Annotated in this window: 14 protein-coding genes; 5 read left to right on the top strand and 9 right to left on the bottom strand. The window is 69.8% G+C overall.

Annotation, left to right across the window (positions count from 1 at the left end):
* Positions 1 to 11: 11 nt before the first annotated feature.
* The gene (locus tag JWP60_RS25060) at positions 12 to 1,352 is read left to right on the top strand and encodes a Rieske 2Fe-2S domain-containing protein (protein WP_299797771.1); all 1,341 of its coding nucleotides are present in this window, start codon (positions 12 to 14) and stop codon (positions 1,350 to 1,352) included.
* Positions 1,353 to 1,589: 237 nt separating this feature from the next.
* On the opposite strand, the gene JWP60_RS25055 is transcribed toward JWP60_RS25060, so the two are convergent.
* Genes JWP60_RS25055 through rfbC form a run of 9 tightly spaced genes read right to left on the bottom strand, consistent with a single transcriptional unit; the run spans position 1,590 to position 10,418 of the window.
* On the bottom strand, positions 1,590 to 2,567 hold the full coding sequence (locus JWP60_RS25055) for a tripartite tricarboxylate transporter substrate-binding protein (RefSeq protein WP_299797769.1): 978 nt from the start codon (positions 2,565 to 2,567) through the stop codon (positions 1,590 to 1,592).
* 11 nt (positions 2,568 to 2,578) lie between these two features.
* A complete protein-coding gene (locus JWP60_RS25050; RefSeq protein WP_299797766.1) occupies positions 2,579 to 3,550 on the bottom strand; it encodes a D-2-hydroxyacid dehydrogenase in 972 nt (323 codons plus the stop codon).
* 11 nt (positions 3,551 to 3,561) lie between these two features.
* Positions 3,562 to 4,752 carry a mandelate racemase/muconate lactonizing enzyme family protein gene (locus tag JWP60_RS25045; protein ID WP_299797763.1) on the bottom strand — a complete coding sequence of 397 codons (1,191 nt, stop codon included), beginning with the start codon at positions 4,750 to 4,752 and terminating at the stop codon, positions 3,562 to 3,564.
* Entirely contained in the window at positions 4,749 to 6,086 is a 1,338-nt protein-coding gene (locus JWP60_RS25040) for a Rieske 2Fe-2S domain-containing protein (RefSeq protein ID WP_299797760.1), read from the bottom strand. Before JWP60_RS25040 ends, JWP60_RS25045 begins: the two co-directional genes overlap by 4 nt.
* A gap of 16 nt (positions 6,087 to 6,102) precedes the next feature.
* The gene (locus tag JWP60_RS25035) at positions 6,103 to 6,933 is read right to left on the bottom strand and encodes a pyridoxamine 5'-phosphate oxidase family protein (protein ID WP_299797757.1); all 831 of its coding nucleotides are present in this window, start codon (positions 6,931 to 6,933) and stop codon (positions 6,103 to 6,105) included.
* Entirely contained in the window at positions 6,930 to 7,904 is a 975-nt protein-coding gene (locus JWP60_RS25030; protein WP_299797754.1) for a tripartite tricarboxylate transporter substrate-binding protein, read from the bottom strand. The genes JWP60_RS25035 and JWP60_RS25030 overlap by 4 nt, the downstream gene beginning before the upstream one ends.
* Complete coding sequence (locus JWP60_RS25025) at positions 7,901 to 8,875, bottom strand: tripartite tricarboxylate transporter substrate-binding protein (RefSeq protein WP_299797751.1); 975 nt, start codon at positions 8,873 to 8,875, stop codon at positions 7,901 to 7,903. The genes JWP60_RS25030 and JWP60_RS25025 overlap by 4 nt, the downstream gene beginning before the upstream one ends.
* Positions 8,872 to 9,849 (bottom strand): tripartite tricarboxylate transporter substrate-binding protein, encoded by a 978-nt coding sequence (locus JWP60_RS25020; RefSeq protein WP_299797748.1) that lies wholly within the window; start codon positions 9,847 to 9,849, stop codon positions 8,872 to 8,874. The genes JWP60_RS25025 and JWP60_RS25020 overlap by 4 nt, the downstream gene beginning before the upstream one ends.
* A complete protein-coding gene (gene rfbC / locus JWP60_RS25015; protein WP_299797745.1) occupies positions 9,846 to 10,418 on the bottom strand; it encodes a dTDP-4-dehydrorhamnose 3,5-epimerase in 573 nt (190 codons plus the stop codon). Before rfbC ends, JWP60_RS25020 begins: the two co-directional genes overlap by 4 nt.
* An 83-nt stretch (positions 10,419 to 10,501) precedes the next feature.
* Here rfbC and JWP60_RS25010 point away from each other — a divergent pair, with 83 nt between their 5' ends.
* From JWP60_RS25010 to JWP60_RS24995, 4 genes are all read left to right on the top strand, one after another.
* Positions 10,502 to 11,482 (top strand): protocatechuate 3,4-dioxygenase, encoded by a 981-nt coding sequence (locus JWP60_RS25010; protein ID WP_299797742.1) that lies wholly within the window; start codon positions 10,502 to 10,504, stop codon positions 11,480 to 11,482.
* A 26-nt stretch (positions 11,483 to 11,508) separates the two neighbouring features.
* Positions 11,509 to 12,471, top strand: coding sequence for a PDR/VanB family oxidoreductase (locus tag JWP60_RS25005; RefSeq protein WP_299797858.1), 963 nt, complete (start codon positions 11,509 to 11,511; stop codon positions 12,469 to 12,471).
* A gap of 62 nt (positions 12,472 to 12,533) precedes the next feature.
* Positions 12,534 to 13,394: an IclR family transcriptional regulator gene (locus JWP60_RS25000; protein ID WP_299797740.1), complete on the top strand. Its 861-nt coding sequence runs from the start codon at positions 12,534 to 12,536 to the stop codon at positions 13,392 to 13,394.
* A 10-nt stretch (positions 13,395 to 13,404) separates the two neighbouring features.
* Positions 13,405 to 14,877, top strand: a complete 1,473-nt coding sequence (locus JWP60_RS24995; protein WP_299797737.1) for a carboxylesterase family protein — start codon at positions 13,405 to 13,407, stop codon at positions 14,875 to 14,877.
* Positions 14,878 to 15,201: the final 324 nt, after the last annotated feature.

Below are 15,201 nucleotides of genomic sequence, written 5' to 3'. Positions count from 1 at the left end.
GAAGACACAAGATGCTGAGTCGCCCAGACAACGAGACGCTGACCCGCACCGGTACGGGCACGCCCATGGGGACGCTCTTTCGCAGCTACTGGATTCCCGTCCTGCTGTCCGAGCAGGTCGCCGAACGCGACGGCGCGCCGGTGCGCGTGAAGGTGCTGGGCGAGGAACTGATCGCCTTTCGGGACAGCGCGGGGCGCGTGGCGCTGATGGAGCCGCGCTGTCCGCACCGGGGCGCCAACCTCTTCTTCGGCCGCAACGAGGAAGGCGGCATCCGGTGCGCCTTCCATGGCTGGAAGTTCGATGCGCGCGGCGAATGCGTCGACATGCCGACGATTCCTCCCGAGACCATGCCGCGCCTGTGCGAGAAGGCGCGCATCCGCGCCTGTCCCACGCGCGAATGGGGCGGCCTGGTGTGGGCCTGGATGGGCGATGCGCAGCGCGTGCCGGAACTGCCGCAGATGGAGTTCGCGCTGGTGCCGGCAACGCACCGCCACGTCTCCAAGAAATACCAGGAGTGCAATTGGGCGCAAGCGGCCGAGGGCGGCGTGGACACCGCGCACTTCTCCTTCCTGCACCAGCCGGTCGCTTCATCGGATGCGGAGCTGGCCGAGAAGGCCGCGCGCGCCACCCGCGGCTATTCGGCCAAGTCCATGGGCGAGGACCACGTGCGCTGGATGCGCGACGACACCCGTCCGCGCTACGAGGTGAGGAAGCACGACAGCGGGCTGGTGCTGGGCGCCTCGCGCCGCGCCGGCGCTGGCTCGCTGTACTGGCGCATCGCGCAGTACCTGCTGCCCAGCCATGCCTACACACCGAGCGCCACCGAGGGCCAGACGTATCACGGCCAGACCTGGATCCCGATCGACGACGAGTCGTGCTGGGTCTACCTGTACTCGTGGAACCCGACGCGGCCGCTGACGCAGGAGGAGATCCGCAGCTACCGGACGGGGGGCGCGGTGTACCCGGAGATGGACAGCAACTGGATGCCGATCCGCAATCGCGGCAACGACTACCTGATCGACCGTCGGCTGCAGAAGACCGAAAACTTCAGCGGCATCGTCGGCGTCTCGGAACAGGACGCGGCCATCCAGGACAGCCAGGGCCGCATCGCGGACCGCACGCGCGAGTTGCTGGGCCCCACCGACATCGGCGTGGTGCAGTTCCGCCGCGTCATGCTGGAAGCCGCCCGTGCTGCGACGGCGGGCGAGGTGCCGCTGGGGCAGGACAAACCGGAGGCTTACCGTGTGCGCGCGGGCGGAATCGTCGCGCCGGCGGATGCGGGCTTCGACGACGTGATGCGCTTGCGGTTTGGGGATGAGGTGGGAAGGATCGCTGGGTCAAGCCAGCGATGACCTCTGAAGCCCGCGCCGTTGCGAGCCCGACGAGTGCCGCGCGTGGTGCGTTGCCGGACGGCTGCGCCGGGCTGAACGCAGAAGACGCAGAAGTCACGCAGAAGACGCAGAAGAAACTTCCTTGGACAAGGTTTCCTTGGATTCTTCTGCGTGTTCTGCGCTCCTTCTGCGCCTTCTGCGTTCGAAACAGGCTTGTTCAGCCCCGACCTTTCCATCGACCTGTCGCGCCACGCGCCCTCAATCCTCCGCCGTGAACCCGGTCGCCTTCACCACCTCGCGATAACGCTCGTACGTCGAGCGATAAAGCACGGCGAAGCTCTCCGGAGTGTGCGCGTCGGGCTCGGTGCCGAGATCGAGCATGCGCTGCGTGCCCGCGGGCGAGCGGATCACCTCGTTGACGGCTGCGTTGGCGCGCGCCACCATCTCGCGCGGCATGCGCGCCGGCGCCACCAGGCCGGACCAGTCCTGGAACAGCACGTCGTAGCCCAGCTCGCGCAGCGTCGGCACCTCGGGTGTGAAGCGCGAGCGCTGCGCCGTGGTCGTGGCCAGCATGCGCAGCTTGCCCTCCTTCACGTGCTGCAACACCTCGGGCAGCGGCGTCACCACGGCGGCGATGTGGCCGCCCAGCACGTCGACCACCGAAGGCGCGCCCCCCTTGTACGGCACCATGCGCAGGGGCACGGCCGCGGCCCTGGCGAACTGCACGCCGGCGAAATGCTGGCCGCCCCCGGCCGGCGCGCCGAAGGTGGCGTTGTCCGGATGCGCCTTGCACCAGGCGATGAATTCCGCCACCGTGCGCACGCTGGCCGGCACCGCCGGGCCCACGGAGAGGCCGAAGCCGCCCCGGGACGTGGTCGCCACGGGCACGAAATCCTGCAGCGCGTCATAGGGCAGCGCCTTGTAGATGTGCGGAAAGATCGCCAGCGGAAAGGACGGCGTGAACAGCAGCACGCTGCCATCGGCCGCGGCGTTCTTCACGTAAGTGGTGCCGATGCGGCCGCTGCCACCCGCGCGGTTCTCGACGATCACCGTCTCCGCGTACTTGCCACGCAGGCCCTCGCCCACCAGGCGCGCCACCGCGTCGGTCGCGCCGCCCGCGGGAAAGGCCACCACGATGGTGAGCTGCTTCAGCACGGTCTGGGCACGCAGTGCCGGCACTGCCAGCAGGCCAGCGGCCGCGGCCAGGCCGCGCAGCGCCGAACGTCGCGTCTGCATGTCTGCTCTCCTCATGGCGAAACCACGTGTTCCAGGGGCTGGCCGGCGAGCAGGCGGCGCAGGTTGTCGGCCACGCCCTGCGCGAGCCGCTGCACGCTGCGCGGACTGCCGGAGCCGGCGAAGTGCGGCGAGACCAGCACGTTGGGCGCGTTCCAGAGCGGATCGTCGGCCGGCAGCGGCTCGGGGTCGCTCACGTCGAGACCGGCGCCGCCGATCTGGCCCGCATGCAGTGCGCGTACCAGCGCCGGCTGGTCGATGATCGGACCGCGCGCGACGTTGATCACCAATGCGCCCTTCTTGCACGCGGCGAATTCCGCCTCGCCCAGCAGGTGCGTCGTCTCCGGCGTGAGTGCGATCGTGACCGCCACCACGTCGGCCTGCGCCAGTGCCGCATGCAGGGACGCAAGCGGCAGTGCCTCATCCACCAGCGGATCCGGCCGGGGCGTGCGCGCCACCGTGACGATGCGCATGTCGAAAGAGCGTGACCGCCTGGCCAGCTCGCGGCCGATATGGCCATGGCCGACGATCACCAGCGTGGCGCCTTCGAGAGAGCGCGCCTTGGGCGCGAGCAGCGTGCGGTCCCAGGCGCGGCGCGCCATCACCACCTGCACCATGTCGGGCACCCGGCGGCACAAGGCCAGCATCAGCGCCATCGCGTGCTCCGCCACCGCGGGGGCAACCCCGCCGCCGGCGTAGCTCACGACGATGCCGGGCGGCCAGCCCAGTTCCTCGTAGCCTTCGCGGCCGGCCGAGATGAAGTGCATCCAGCGCACCGTGTTGCCCGGGGCGCGCAGTGCAGCGAACACCTGCTGCGCCTCCTCCTGCGGACCGTGCACCAGCACCAGGGCCTGCGCGCCGGGCAAGGCGGCCAGCGTCTCGGCCAGCGAAGCCGTGACCTGCAGTTCGACGCCCGGCAGCGCGGCCAGGGCCGCGATGATTTCCTGCCTGGCCAACTGCAGCCTGGCCCAATAGACGATGCGCAAATCGCGTCCTTTCAGCGTTGCCGCGCGGGCCGCGCCCGCAAGGCTTCTTCATCGATCTCGGTGCCCCAACCGGGCCGCTGCGGCACGATCATCTCGCCGCGTTCCAGCACCGGCGGATGCGTGAGGAAGTCGCGCGTCCACGGCGCCTCGTCGACGCGCAGTTCCATGATGCGCAGGTTGGGCGCGGCGGCGCTCAGGTGCAGGCTCATGAGCGTGCCGAGTTCACCTACCGGGTTGTGTGGCGCCATCGTGATCTCGAAGGCATCGGCGAAGGCAGCGATGCGGGCCGACTGCCACACGCCGTTCCACATCGGATCGATGATGCAGGTGTCCACCGTCTGCTGCGCCAGGAATGGCCGGTATTCGGCAATGCCGTGCAGCGACTCGAGCGAGGCGATCGGTGTGCGGCAATGAGCGCGAATGAAGCCCAGCGCCTGCGGGTCGTTGATATCGAGCTCGAGCCAGGCGAGCTCCAGGTGCTCCAGCTTGTGCGCGAGGCGCAGGTAGCCCTCGGTGCGCTGGCTGAAGCTCAGGTCCAGCATCAGGCCCACGTCGGGACCGATCGCCTCGCGATAGGCCGTCATCTGGTCGACGATGGCGTTCACCCGCCGATCGTCCAGCGAACGATCGAGGAAGCCCGGTGCGATGCGGAAGCCGCCGCTGAAGAAGGTGGGCTTGGCCCCGTCGAAGAACACCGGGTTGGTCTTCACCGCGCGAAAGCCCTGCGCCACCGCCTCCTTGGCGACGGCGGCCAGGTCGTCGAGCGTGCGCACGGGCGGATAGCCCAGGCCCTCGTAGAAGGCGGCGCGCGGGCCGGTGCGATAGCTGCCGCAGTGGGTCCAGTAGACCGGCACGCGTTCGCGCAAGGGGCCGCCCAGCAGCACATGCACCGGCACGCCCAGCGCCTTGCCGGCGAGGTCGAGGCAGGCGTTCTCGATGGCGCCGATCGCCTGCTGCGCCAGGCCGCCCGCGGCGAGGCGGGTCGTCGCGACCAGGGTCTCGCTGATGCGCCCGACCTGGCGCGGGTCCATGCCGATCGCGTGGCGCGCGAAGTCCTGGATCAGCGGGTCGACGCGGGCGCCGGAGAAGCTGTCGTAGTACTCGGACCAGCCCACCAGCCCCTCGTCGGTGGTGAGCTTGAGGTAGGAGCAGGCCCGGTAGCCGCCATCGGCATGCAGGCTTTCCGCCGCGACGATCTTCATTTGGCGGGCACCGCCTCGGGCTGCGCCTGGGTCTTCAGCACGCGGTCGGCGCTGCGCATCTTGTCGGCATAGGCCTGCTGCCACTCGACGGACTGATGCATCTCGAAGAAGCCGCTGCGCGCGGCCATCATCACCTCGGGCGCGTCGACGCCGGGCGCCGGCTCTCCGGCGGCGAAGGCGCGCGCCGCCTGCAGCGCCCGCCTGCGGGTGCGGGCGATCATCAGGTCGCCCGGGCCGAGGTGTTCGTGCGCGTGGTCGGTGATCGCGCCCATGCTCTCGGTCACCGCCTGGTCCTGCAGGGCGATGTGGTCGATGCCCGAGTAGATGCGATTGGTGCGCTGCGCCTCGCGATCGATCAGCCAATCGTTCGATTCTTCTGCGACCACCCGATAGCGACCGAGCCAGCTCGTGTCGATCGGATGGAAATCCGCCTGCGGGCGGGCGCCGGCCAGCGGTTTGCCGTTCTTCAACGGCTCGTTGGTGCCGCGCGGGCCATTGGTGCGGCGGCGCCAGAAGATCATCATGGTGTGGCTGTCGTCCAGCGGCACCCAGGCGCGCGCCTGGATGTTGACCGGGAACTCGCCCTGCGGCGTCTGCGTCCAGAACGGGAACATGTAGTTCGCGAAGCGCCAGTAGATCGTCTCCGGCTTCACGGTGCGATAGGCGCCGTAGGTGGTGCCCCAGGGCGTGTCGCGCACATGGTATTCGGGGGCGCGTTCGCCGGCCGTGTGCTCCAGCGGATGGCCTTCGGGGACATCGTCGGGGTCGAGGTGGCCGACGTGCAGGAAGCCGAAGTGCGAGGTGTCGATGTCCCCTTCCAGCGACTGCAGCCAGTTGCAGCTGCGCATCATGAAGGAGATGTCCACGTCCTGCAGTTCGAGCAGCGTGGCCTCCACCATCGGCAGCGCCGGCGGGTCTTCCTGGCGCGGGCCCATGTAGACCCACAGGATGCCGTTGCGGTCCGCGGCCCGGTACGCCTTGGCCTGCACCTTGTCCTTGAAGCATTGCGAAGGCGGCACGCTGGGCATGTCGACACAGCGTCCGTTCACGTCGAACTTCCAGCCGTGATAGATGCAGCGGATGCCGTCTTCCTCGTTGCGTCCCAGCACGAGCGAGGCATTGCGGTGCGGGCACACATGGTCCAGCACGCCGGGGCGGCCGCTGGAATCGCGGAAGGCGACCAGCTTCTCGCCCAGCAACAGCAGGCGCATGGGCGTGCCGTCGGTGGCCAGCTCGCTCGACTTGGCGGCCGGGATCCAGTACTGCCGCATGAAATCGCCCATCACGGTGCCGGCGGCAACGCGCGTGAGGTCTTGGCTGTCTTTCGGTGTCATCGTTGCTCCATCGGAATCATTGTTCGGGCTGCGCTGCGCGCACCATGCGGATGCCGTCGACCTGGCCCTGCGGGCCGAGTCCGGCGTAACCTTCGACGCGCTCGAGGTCCACCACCACGGCGGCCCCGAGCTGCGCGAAATCGTGGGCCCGTTCGGCGGGGGGCGCGCGCTCGAAGATGCGTTGTCGCTCCTGCGCTTCGTGCGTGACGCGCGCGCGGCCCTGGAACTGGTAGGTCGCCTTCGCGTCCTCGTCGCGGTACATCAGCGCGACGCGCGGATTGGCGGCGATCGCCTGGATGAAGCCGCCTTCGGCATTGCGGATCCAGAGCGCAAGCTGGTCATCGCTGAAGACCTGCACCGAGCCGCGAAAGCTCAGGATCGGCTGGCCGTCGGCCGCGACGTGCGCGAGCAGCATGGGGTGTCGCTGCACCAGGGCCGCGTCGATACGGTCCTTGAGCGCCTGCGGCAGCGCGATCGCCTGGGCCGCGACGGGGGGAGCAGCCATGCGCTGCTCCTGCACCAGCGCGATGGCATCGCCCGCGAGCGTGAGCGTCAGCACCAGCTCGCGGTCACGCGTGCCGGCGCGGCGGCTGCTGCGCAGGCGCAGCTGATGGCCACCGGCCAGCACCTCGGGCGCTGCCCAGTCCAGGCGCCTCGCGAGTTCGGCGTTGCTGCCGCCCGTGAGTTCGGTCGCGACCGCGTCGGCGCCTTCGACCTGCTTGCCCAGCACCTCGTAGTGCGCCTGCGGCTGCAGCAGCGCCAGCAGGCGCAGGCGGCCTTCGATGCCACCGAGCCCGCGCGCCTGCAGGAACTGCGCGCCCATCTCCGCAACTTGCTGGTCGTTCATAGCGTCTCCGGCACGTAGCCGCTGGCCTTGGCCAGCGCTTCGTAGCGCTTGCGCTCCTGCGCGAGCCACGCCGCGAGCTGCCTGCCATCCATGGGGAAAGGCACCATGCCCTGCATCGCCATCTTCTCCAGCGCATCGCCGCGCGCCAGCATGGGCATCACCCCCGCGTGGATGCGGTCGACCAGCTCGCGCGGCAGCTTCGCCGGGCCGTAGAGCGCGGCGGAGTTCTGGATGGTGATGTTCAGGCCGGCCTCGCGCAGCGTCGGCACGTCGGGCACCAGCGGCGAGCGCTTCTCGCCGGAGACCGCGACCAACCTGATGCGGCCGGCCTTGTGCATCTCCACCAGAGGGCTGGTGCCGGTGATCAGCATGGGCAGGCGCCCCGCGGCGAGATCGAGCAGGCCGACGCCGCTGTCCTTGTAGTGCGCGGGCTGGAGCGGCACGCCCGTGGCCTGTGCCAACGCGATGCCCACGAAGTGCGAGGAGGAGCCCGCGCCCGGCGCCGCCCCGTAGATCGCGCCGCTGCCCTGTTTCGCTTGCCACGCCGTCAGCTGCCTGAGGTCGGTCGCACCGGTCATCGAGCCGGTGGCGATGCCCAGGTCGAACCAGCTCACGCCGGCGATGGGCGTGAAGTCGCTGACGGGGTCGTAATCGAGCTTCGTGTAGATGTGCGGATAGATCGCGAACAGGCTGCTGGTGGAGAACATCAGCGTGCGGCCATCCGGCGGCGCGCGCTTCAGTTCGTTGAGCGCGACGCGGCCGCCGGCGCCGAGCTTGCTGACCACCACCACCGGGCGGCCCAGCACCTCGCGCAGTTGTTCGGCGACCAGGCGGGCCGTCACGTCCATCGACGATGCTGCGCCCACGAGGATGGTGACGACCGACTTGTCCTCCTGCGCGCGCAGCGCCGGGACGGCCAGCGTGGCCGCGCCTGCCGCCAGCGAGCGCATCACGGTGCGACGGCGGATCATGCGTCCTCCTTGTGGTAGCCGGTGGTCTTGACCAGCAGGTCGAAGCGCTTGCGTTCCTCGGCGAGCGAAGCGGCGAGCTGCGGCCCGGTTGCCGGCCACACGGCCATGGTCTGCAAGGCCAGCCGCTCGCGAAATACAGGCGACCCATAGAGCGGTGCGATCGCCTCGTACATGCGGCGCGTGAATTCCGGCGGCAGGTTGGCCGGCCCGAACAGCCCGGTGACGGTGGCGCTGCTCAGGTTGATGCCGGCTTCCTTCAGCGTCGGCACGTCGGGCAGGCGCGGCGAGCGCTGCTCGCCCGACACGGCGAGGATGCGCACCCTGCCCGCCTTGTGCATCTCGACGAAGCTGTTGGTGCCCGTGATCATCGCGGGGACGCGGCCCTCGGCCAGGTCCAGCACGCCGGGGCCGCTGTCCTTGTAGGGCACGTGCGTGCAGCGCAGCCCGGTGGCGAGTCCGAGGGACAGGCCGACGAAGTGCGACAGCGAGCCGTTGCCCGGGGCCGACGCGAACACCAGCTCGCCCTTGTTGCGCGTGCGGCACCACTCCACCAGCTGCTTCAGATCGGTCGCGCCGGTCGCGGGCCCGGTGGCGATGCCGACGTCGAAGCTGGAGATTCCCGCGATCGGCGTGAAGTCGGTGGCGGGGTTGTACTCCAGCTTGTTGTAGATGTTGGGATAGATCGCGAACGGGCCGTTGGTGCAGAACAGCAGCGTGCGGCCGTCGGGGGCGGCGCGCCGCACTTCGCCGACGGCGATGCGCTGGCCGGCGCCGAACTTCTGGATCACCAGCACGGTCCGGCCCAGCACGTCCTTGATCTGCTCGCCGATCAGGCGCGCCGCGACGTCGATCGACGCACCGGTGCCTATCACGATGGAGATCGGCGACTTGTCCTCCTGCGCGCGCAGCGCCGGCGCGGCCAGCGCCGCGGCACCGGCCAGCGAACCCAGCACGCTACGGCGGCGGATCATGCGTCCTCCCGCTGGTAGCCCGTGGCCTTGACCAGCACCTCGAACTTCTTGCGCTCGTCGGCGAGCAGCGCGGCCAGCTGGCGGCCGTTGGCGGACCAGGGCGTCATCGCCTGCAGCGCGAGCTTCTCGCGCATCGCCGGATTGGCAAGCATGGGCGCGATCGCCTCGTGCAGACGCCTGACCAGATCGGGCGCCATCTTCGGCGGCCCGAAGATGCCGGTGTAGGTGCTGCTGGTCACGTTGACGCCGGCTTCCTTGAGCGTCGGCACCTCGGGCACCAGCGGCGAGCGTGTGTCGCCCGAGACGGCGAGCAGGCGAATGCGGCCGGCCTTGTGCAGCTCGATCATCGGCTGCAGGCCCGTGATCAGCATCGGCAGGCGGCCGCCCGCGAGATCGAGGATGCCGACGCCGCTGTCCTTGTACGGCACGTGCGTCATCGTCACCCTGGTGGCGAGGCCGGTGGCCAGGCCCACGAAGTGCGACAGCGATCCGTTGCCCGGGGCCGAGCCGAACACCGCGTCGCCCGGCTTGCGGGCACGCTGCCACTCGATCAGCTGCTTCAGGTCGGTGGCGCCCGTCATGGGGCCGGTGGCGATCGCCACGTCGAAATACGAGATGCCCGCGACCGGCGTGAAGTCAGTCACCGGGTCGTAATCGAGCTTGTTGTAGATGAAGGGATAGACCGAGAACGGACCGCTGGTGGCGAACACCAGCGTGCGGCCGTCGGGTGCGGAGCGCCTGGCTTCGCTCAGCGCCACGCGCTGGCCGGCACCCAGCTTGCTGACCACGATGGCGGGGCGGGCCAACGCATCGTGCAACTGCTCGGCGACCAGCCGCGCGGCCGCGTCCATCGACGAGGCGGCGCCCACCAGGACGGTGATGATGGACTTGTCGTCCTGCGCCAGGGCGGGGCCAGCCAGCACGCTGGCGGCACCGGCGGCAAGACCGCGCAGGGCGGTACGGCGGCTGGTCATGAGGCTTGTCTCCTGAGGTGGAAGGGGGAGTCGAGGGTGGCCAGCGCCGGCCATTGCCGGTCCGCGGGAAACACCCAGGCCGGCCGGTCGCCGCAGGGCCAGGCGATGCCCAGCTCCGGGTCGTTCCACAGCAGGCCGCCCGCGTGCTCGCGGTTGTTGTAGTCGGTCAGGCGAAAGGTGACCTCGGTGTCCGGCTCCAGAGTGCAGAAGCCGTGGGCAAAGCCCGGCGGCACGTGCAGCTGGCGCCAGTCGCCGGCGGCCAGTTCGACCGCCGCGTGGTGCCCGAAAGTGGGCGAGCCGCGGCGGATGTCCACGCACACGTCCCAGATGCGCCCGCGCGCCACCCGCACCACCTTGGTCTGCGCGTGCGGCGGCTGCTGGAAGTGCAGGCCGCGCAGCGTGTGCCGCAAGGGATAGCAGGAAGCGTGCTCCTGCACGTAATGCGAGGCCGCGCCCGCCGCCGCGAAGTCCCGCTCGCTGTAGTAGTAGCTGTAGCGGCCACGGTCGTCGGAGCTGACATCCGGCTCGAGGACGAACAGGCCGGCGAGGCCCAGCGGGGTCATCTGCATAAGGGGTTGTCTGGAGGGTGTCCTTGCGCGAAATCAAAATATAATTCCATTTTCCGATTTACCGCCTCCGGGCAAACGCGAACATGGCCAAGATCGTCCTGGGTATCGGCACCTCGCACACCCCCATGCTCAATGCCCCGGTGGGCGACTGGGCGCGCTTCATCGAACGCGACCGCTTCCGGCCGCACCTCAGCAAGGACGGGCGCCCGGTCAACTACGAAGAACTGGCGCAACTCGCCGGTCCGGAGGTGGCGGCGCAGCTCTCGCCCGAGGTCTTTGCCGACAAGCACCAGCGCGCCCTCGCCGAGGTCGAGCGCCTGGCGGCGGTGGTGCGCAATGCCAAGCTCGACACGCTGATCGTCGTGGGCGACGACCAGAAGGAGCTTTACGACGACGACAACATGCCGGCCGTGCTGCTCTATCGCGGCGAGACCATTCGCAACGTGCCGCTCAAGGGCCATCCTGGCCCCGACTGGGCACGTGCCGCTTCGGCGAAATACTTCGAGCCCGACGTGGCGCGCGACTATCCGGTGGACGCGAAGCTGGCCGACCACCTGATCGCCGCGCTGATGGAGGACTTCGACCTCTCCTGCGCCAGCACGCTCGCCGAGGGCTATGGCGAGGGCCATGCCTTCGGCTTCGTGCACAACCGCCTGCTTTGCGGCATGACGATTCCCGTGGTGCCGGTGTTCCTCAACACCTACTTTCCGCCGAACCAGCCGACGCCGGGTCGCTGCTATCGCCTCGGCCAGGCGCTGCGCAGCGCCGTCGAAAGCTTCCCCGGCCCGCAGCGCATCGGCGTGCTGGCCTCCGGCGGCCTGAGCCACTTCACGGTGGACGAGGAGCTCGATGGCCGCGTGGTCCGCGCGCTGCGCGAGCAGGATGCGCACGCGCTGGCCAACCTGCCGCGCGAGCAGCTCAACTCGGGCAGCTCCGAGATCCGCAACTGGATCTGCATGGCGGGCGCCGTGGAGCACCTGAGCCTGCGCCGCATCGAATACATCCCCGCCTACCGCACGCCCGCCGGCACCGGCACCGGCCTGTGCTTCGCAGACTGGAGTTGAACGCGATGGACGCCTCGAGTCCCGCCATGAACGTGCTTGCCCAGACCGCCGGCGCCCTGCTGCGCGCCCGCCTCACCGCCATCCGCTATGCCGCCGAAGGCATCCACCGGTACGAGTTCAGCGCCGTGGACGGTGGCGCCCTGCCCGCCTTCACGGCCGGCGCGCACATCGACCTGCACCTGCCCAATGGCCTGGTGCGCCAGTACTCCTTGTGCAACGACCCGCGCGAGACGCAGCGCTACGTCGTCGGCATCAAGAAGGATGCGCACAGCCGCGGCGGCTCCAGCTACGTGCACGACCAGCTGAAGGTCGGCATGGTGATGTCGCTGGGTGCGCCACGCAACCACTTCGGCCTGCATGAGGAAGCGCGTCACACCGTGCTGGTGGCCGGCGGCATCGGCGTGACGCCGATCGCCTGCATGGTGCAGCGGCTGCGGGCACTGGGCGCTTCCTTCGAGGTGCACTACAGCGTGCGCCGGCGCGAGGAAGCTGCGTTTCTCGAGGTGCTGTCCGGCCCCGGTCTGCACCTGCACGTCGACACGGAACAAGGCGGCCGGCCGCTGCCGCTGGCCGGGATCGTGGCGCGCGTTCCGCACGACGCGCACCTCTACTGCTGCGGCCCGGCGCCGATGCTGGATGCCTTCGAGGCCGCCGCCGCCGGCCGGCCCGCGGGCCACGTGCACCTGGAGCGCTTTGCCGCTGCCAGCTCGGTCGCGGCCGAGGGCGGCTTCACCGTGCAGCTTGCCCGCAGCGGCCGCAGCGTCTTCGTCGCGCAGGGCTGCACCATCCTCGACACGCTGCGCGCCGAAGGGGTCGCCGTGCAGGCCTCCTGCGAACAGGGGATCTGCGGCAGCTGCGAGACCCGCGTGCTGGCCGGCACGCCGGATCATCGCGACTCGCTGCTGTCCGACGAGGAGAAGCGCGCGAACCAGGTCATGATGGTCTGCTGTTCCGGCAGCAAGGAAGCCACCCTGGTGCTGGACCTGTGACCATCGACCCCTCCACCCTGCGGCTAGACTCGCCGGCTTGGACGCATGACAGGAGAGGACACGTGGGGCGCCCCAGCCGCAAGGACAAGCCGGTGTCGCCGGACTATTCCGAAGGCATCCAGATCAAGACCGAGGACGACGATCCCCGCTTCAACAACGCCGTGGCGCGCGGGCTCGCGATCCTGCGCACCTTCCAGCTCGATCAGAAGTTGCTGGGCAACGTGGAGATCGCCGCCGCCACCGGACTGCCGAAGCCGACGGTTTCGCGCCTGACCTTCACGCTCACGCACCTGGGCTACCTGCGCTACCTGCCGGAGTTCGGCAAGTACGAGCTGGCCGCGGGCGTGGTGAGCCTGGCCTATCCCTACCTGGTGAACATGCCGGTGCCGGCGATCGCCCGGCCCTTGATGGAAGACCTGGCCGCGAAGTCGAAGACCAACGTGGGCCTGGGCGTGCACGAGGGCCTGAGCATCCTGTACCTCGAATACGCGCTGGGCGAGCCGAATCCCAATCGCCGCCAGCGGGTGGGCTTTCGCGTGCCGCTGATCCGCACGGCCATGGGTCGCGCGTGCATCGCCGCCATGCAGCCGCAGGAACGCGCGCAGCTGTACGAAGAACTCAAGGACCACTACCGCAAGGAATGGCCACAGCTGCAGCAGGAACTCGACGACGCCGTGGAGCAGGTGGACCGGCGCGGCTTCTGCATTGCCGCGGGCACGTTTCAGAAGATCACCAACTCGGTGGCCGTGCCCTTCCTGCACGCCGACGGCCGCACGCTGATGGCGTTCAACTCGCAGGGATCGGCCGTGACGCAGACACAGGCCGTGATGGAGCGCAGCGGCAAGCGCCTACTGGAACTGGCCACCGAGGTGCGCCGCCGGCTCGCGGCCGAACCGCCGACGCCCTCGCTCGGGCGTCGCTGAGGAGATTCGCATGACCCGATTCATCACCGTGCCCGTGAGCGAGGGCCATGTCCGCGGACGCCGCCTCGCCGAAGGCGGCGTGTTCCTGGGCATCCCCTACGCCGCACCGCCCGTTGGGCCGCTGCGCTGGCGGCCGCCGCAGCCGGCGCTGGCGTGGCAAGGCGTGCGCGATGCGCTCGCCTTCGGGCCCGACTTCCCGCAGGCGCCCAACGCGAAATTCCGCGCGCCGCGCCAGGACGAAGACTGCCTGTACGTCAATGTCTGGACGCCCGCGGTGGGCAGCGGCACGGCACTGCCGGTGATGGTGTGGCTGCATGGCGGCGGCTTCACCGGCGGCAGCGGCTCGGACCTGCGCAGCGATGGCGAACGACTGGCGCTCGAGGGCGCGGTGCTGGTCACGCTCAATTACCGCTGCGGCCTGTTCGGCTTCCTGGCGCATCGTGAGTTGAGTGCCGAGTCCGAGCAGGGGGTGTCCGGCAACTACGGCCTGCTCGATCAGATGGCGGCGCTGCGCTGGGTGCGCGAGAACATCGCGGCCTTCGGCGGCGACCCGGCGCGCATCACGGCTTTCGGGGTGTCGGCGGGATCGGCATCGATCTCCTTGCTGCTGGCGGCACCCGCGGCGCGCGGGCTGTTCGACCAGGCGATCCTGCACAGCCCGGGCGCCGCGCGCCCGCTGGCCACGCTGCCGGATGCGGAGCGTGCCGGGCTGGCACTGGGCGCGGACCTGGCGGCGCTGCGCGCCCTGCCCGCCTCGGAGCTGCTGGCGCGCACCTCCTTGCTCAATCCCGCGGTGCGCGGACTCACAACGCCGCGCGTGTTGCGGCCGATCCGCGACGGCTGGCTGCTGCCCGAAGACGAGCGCCCCGCGTTCCAGGCCGGCCGCATGCATGCCATGCCGCTGATCGTCGGCAGCAACCGCGACGAGGGCACGCTGCTCACGCGCGCGTGGCCGGTGGACACGCTGGCGGCCTGGCGCGAACAGGTGCGATCGAATTTCGGCGGCTGCGAGGACGAGGCGATGGCGCTCTATCCGGCGGCGGACGATGCGCAGGCCCGTCCCGCGGTGGCAGCCATGTTCGCGGACACGCAGTTCAACTACGGCACGCGCCTGCTCGCGCAATGCATGGCGCGGCGGGAACCTCGCACCTTCAAGTACCTGTACACGCGCCGGCGGCCGCAGCAGGTGGACGGCCCGCATCACGGCGAAGAAATGGCGCATGCCTTTGGCAATGTCGCCGCCGCTGCGCCGGGTGAGCAGGCCGACTTCGATGCGCGCGATGAGGCGCTGTCGGCCATCATGCGCAAGGCCTGGGTCGCGTTTGCGGGCAAGGGCAACCCGAATACCGCGGGGGTGCCGCAGTGGGATGCGTATCGCGTTGGCGACGACAACCACCTCGTGCTGGGGGATGAAGTCCTCCCTGGAGCCGGGTGGCGAAAGGCGCAGCTGGATTTCCTGGAGAGGTTCTACGAGCGGGGTTGAGGTGCTCCGCATGTCATTGCGGGCTTGACCCGCAATCCATGCGGCGGTCGTGCAGGCGCCGTCGTGGATCCCGGGTCAAGCCCCACTGCTGTCCGGAATGGCACGTTCCAGCATGTCCCTGTTCAGAGACCGAGCGACGTGCACGACGAGCGGCCGGGGCGGCAAAGCCGCATGCGGGCGGGCTGCGGCGCGCGGCGGGGGCGTCCCGATCGCGCCAGGCGCGATCGGGCAAACCTGCGCTGGCCGGTCTTGCGGCCCCCGCGGCCGAACTCGCTGCGAGTTTGACTGCTGCGCAGCCAAACTCTCCGCTCGATCACACGTCCG

Origin of the sequence: Ramlibacter sp., from assembly GCF_028291745.1 — a bacterium.
Classification (GTDB): Bacteria; Pseudomonadota; Gammaproteobacteria; order Burkholderiales; family Burkholderiaceae_C; genus Ramlibacter.
The sequence above is the reverse complement of the archived record's forward strand: the minus strand, read 5'-3'. Positions and strand labels throughout refer to the sequence as shown.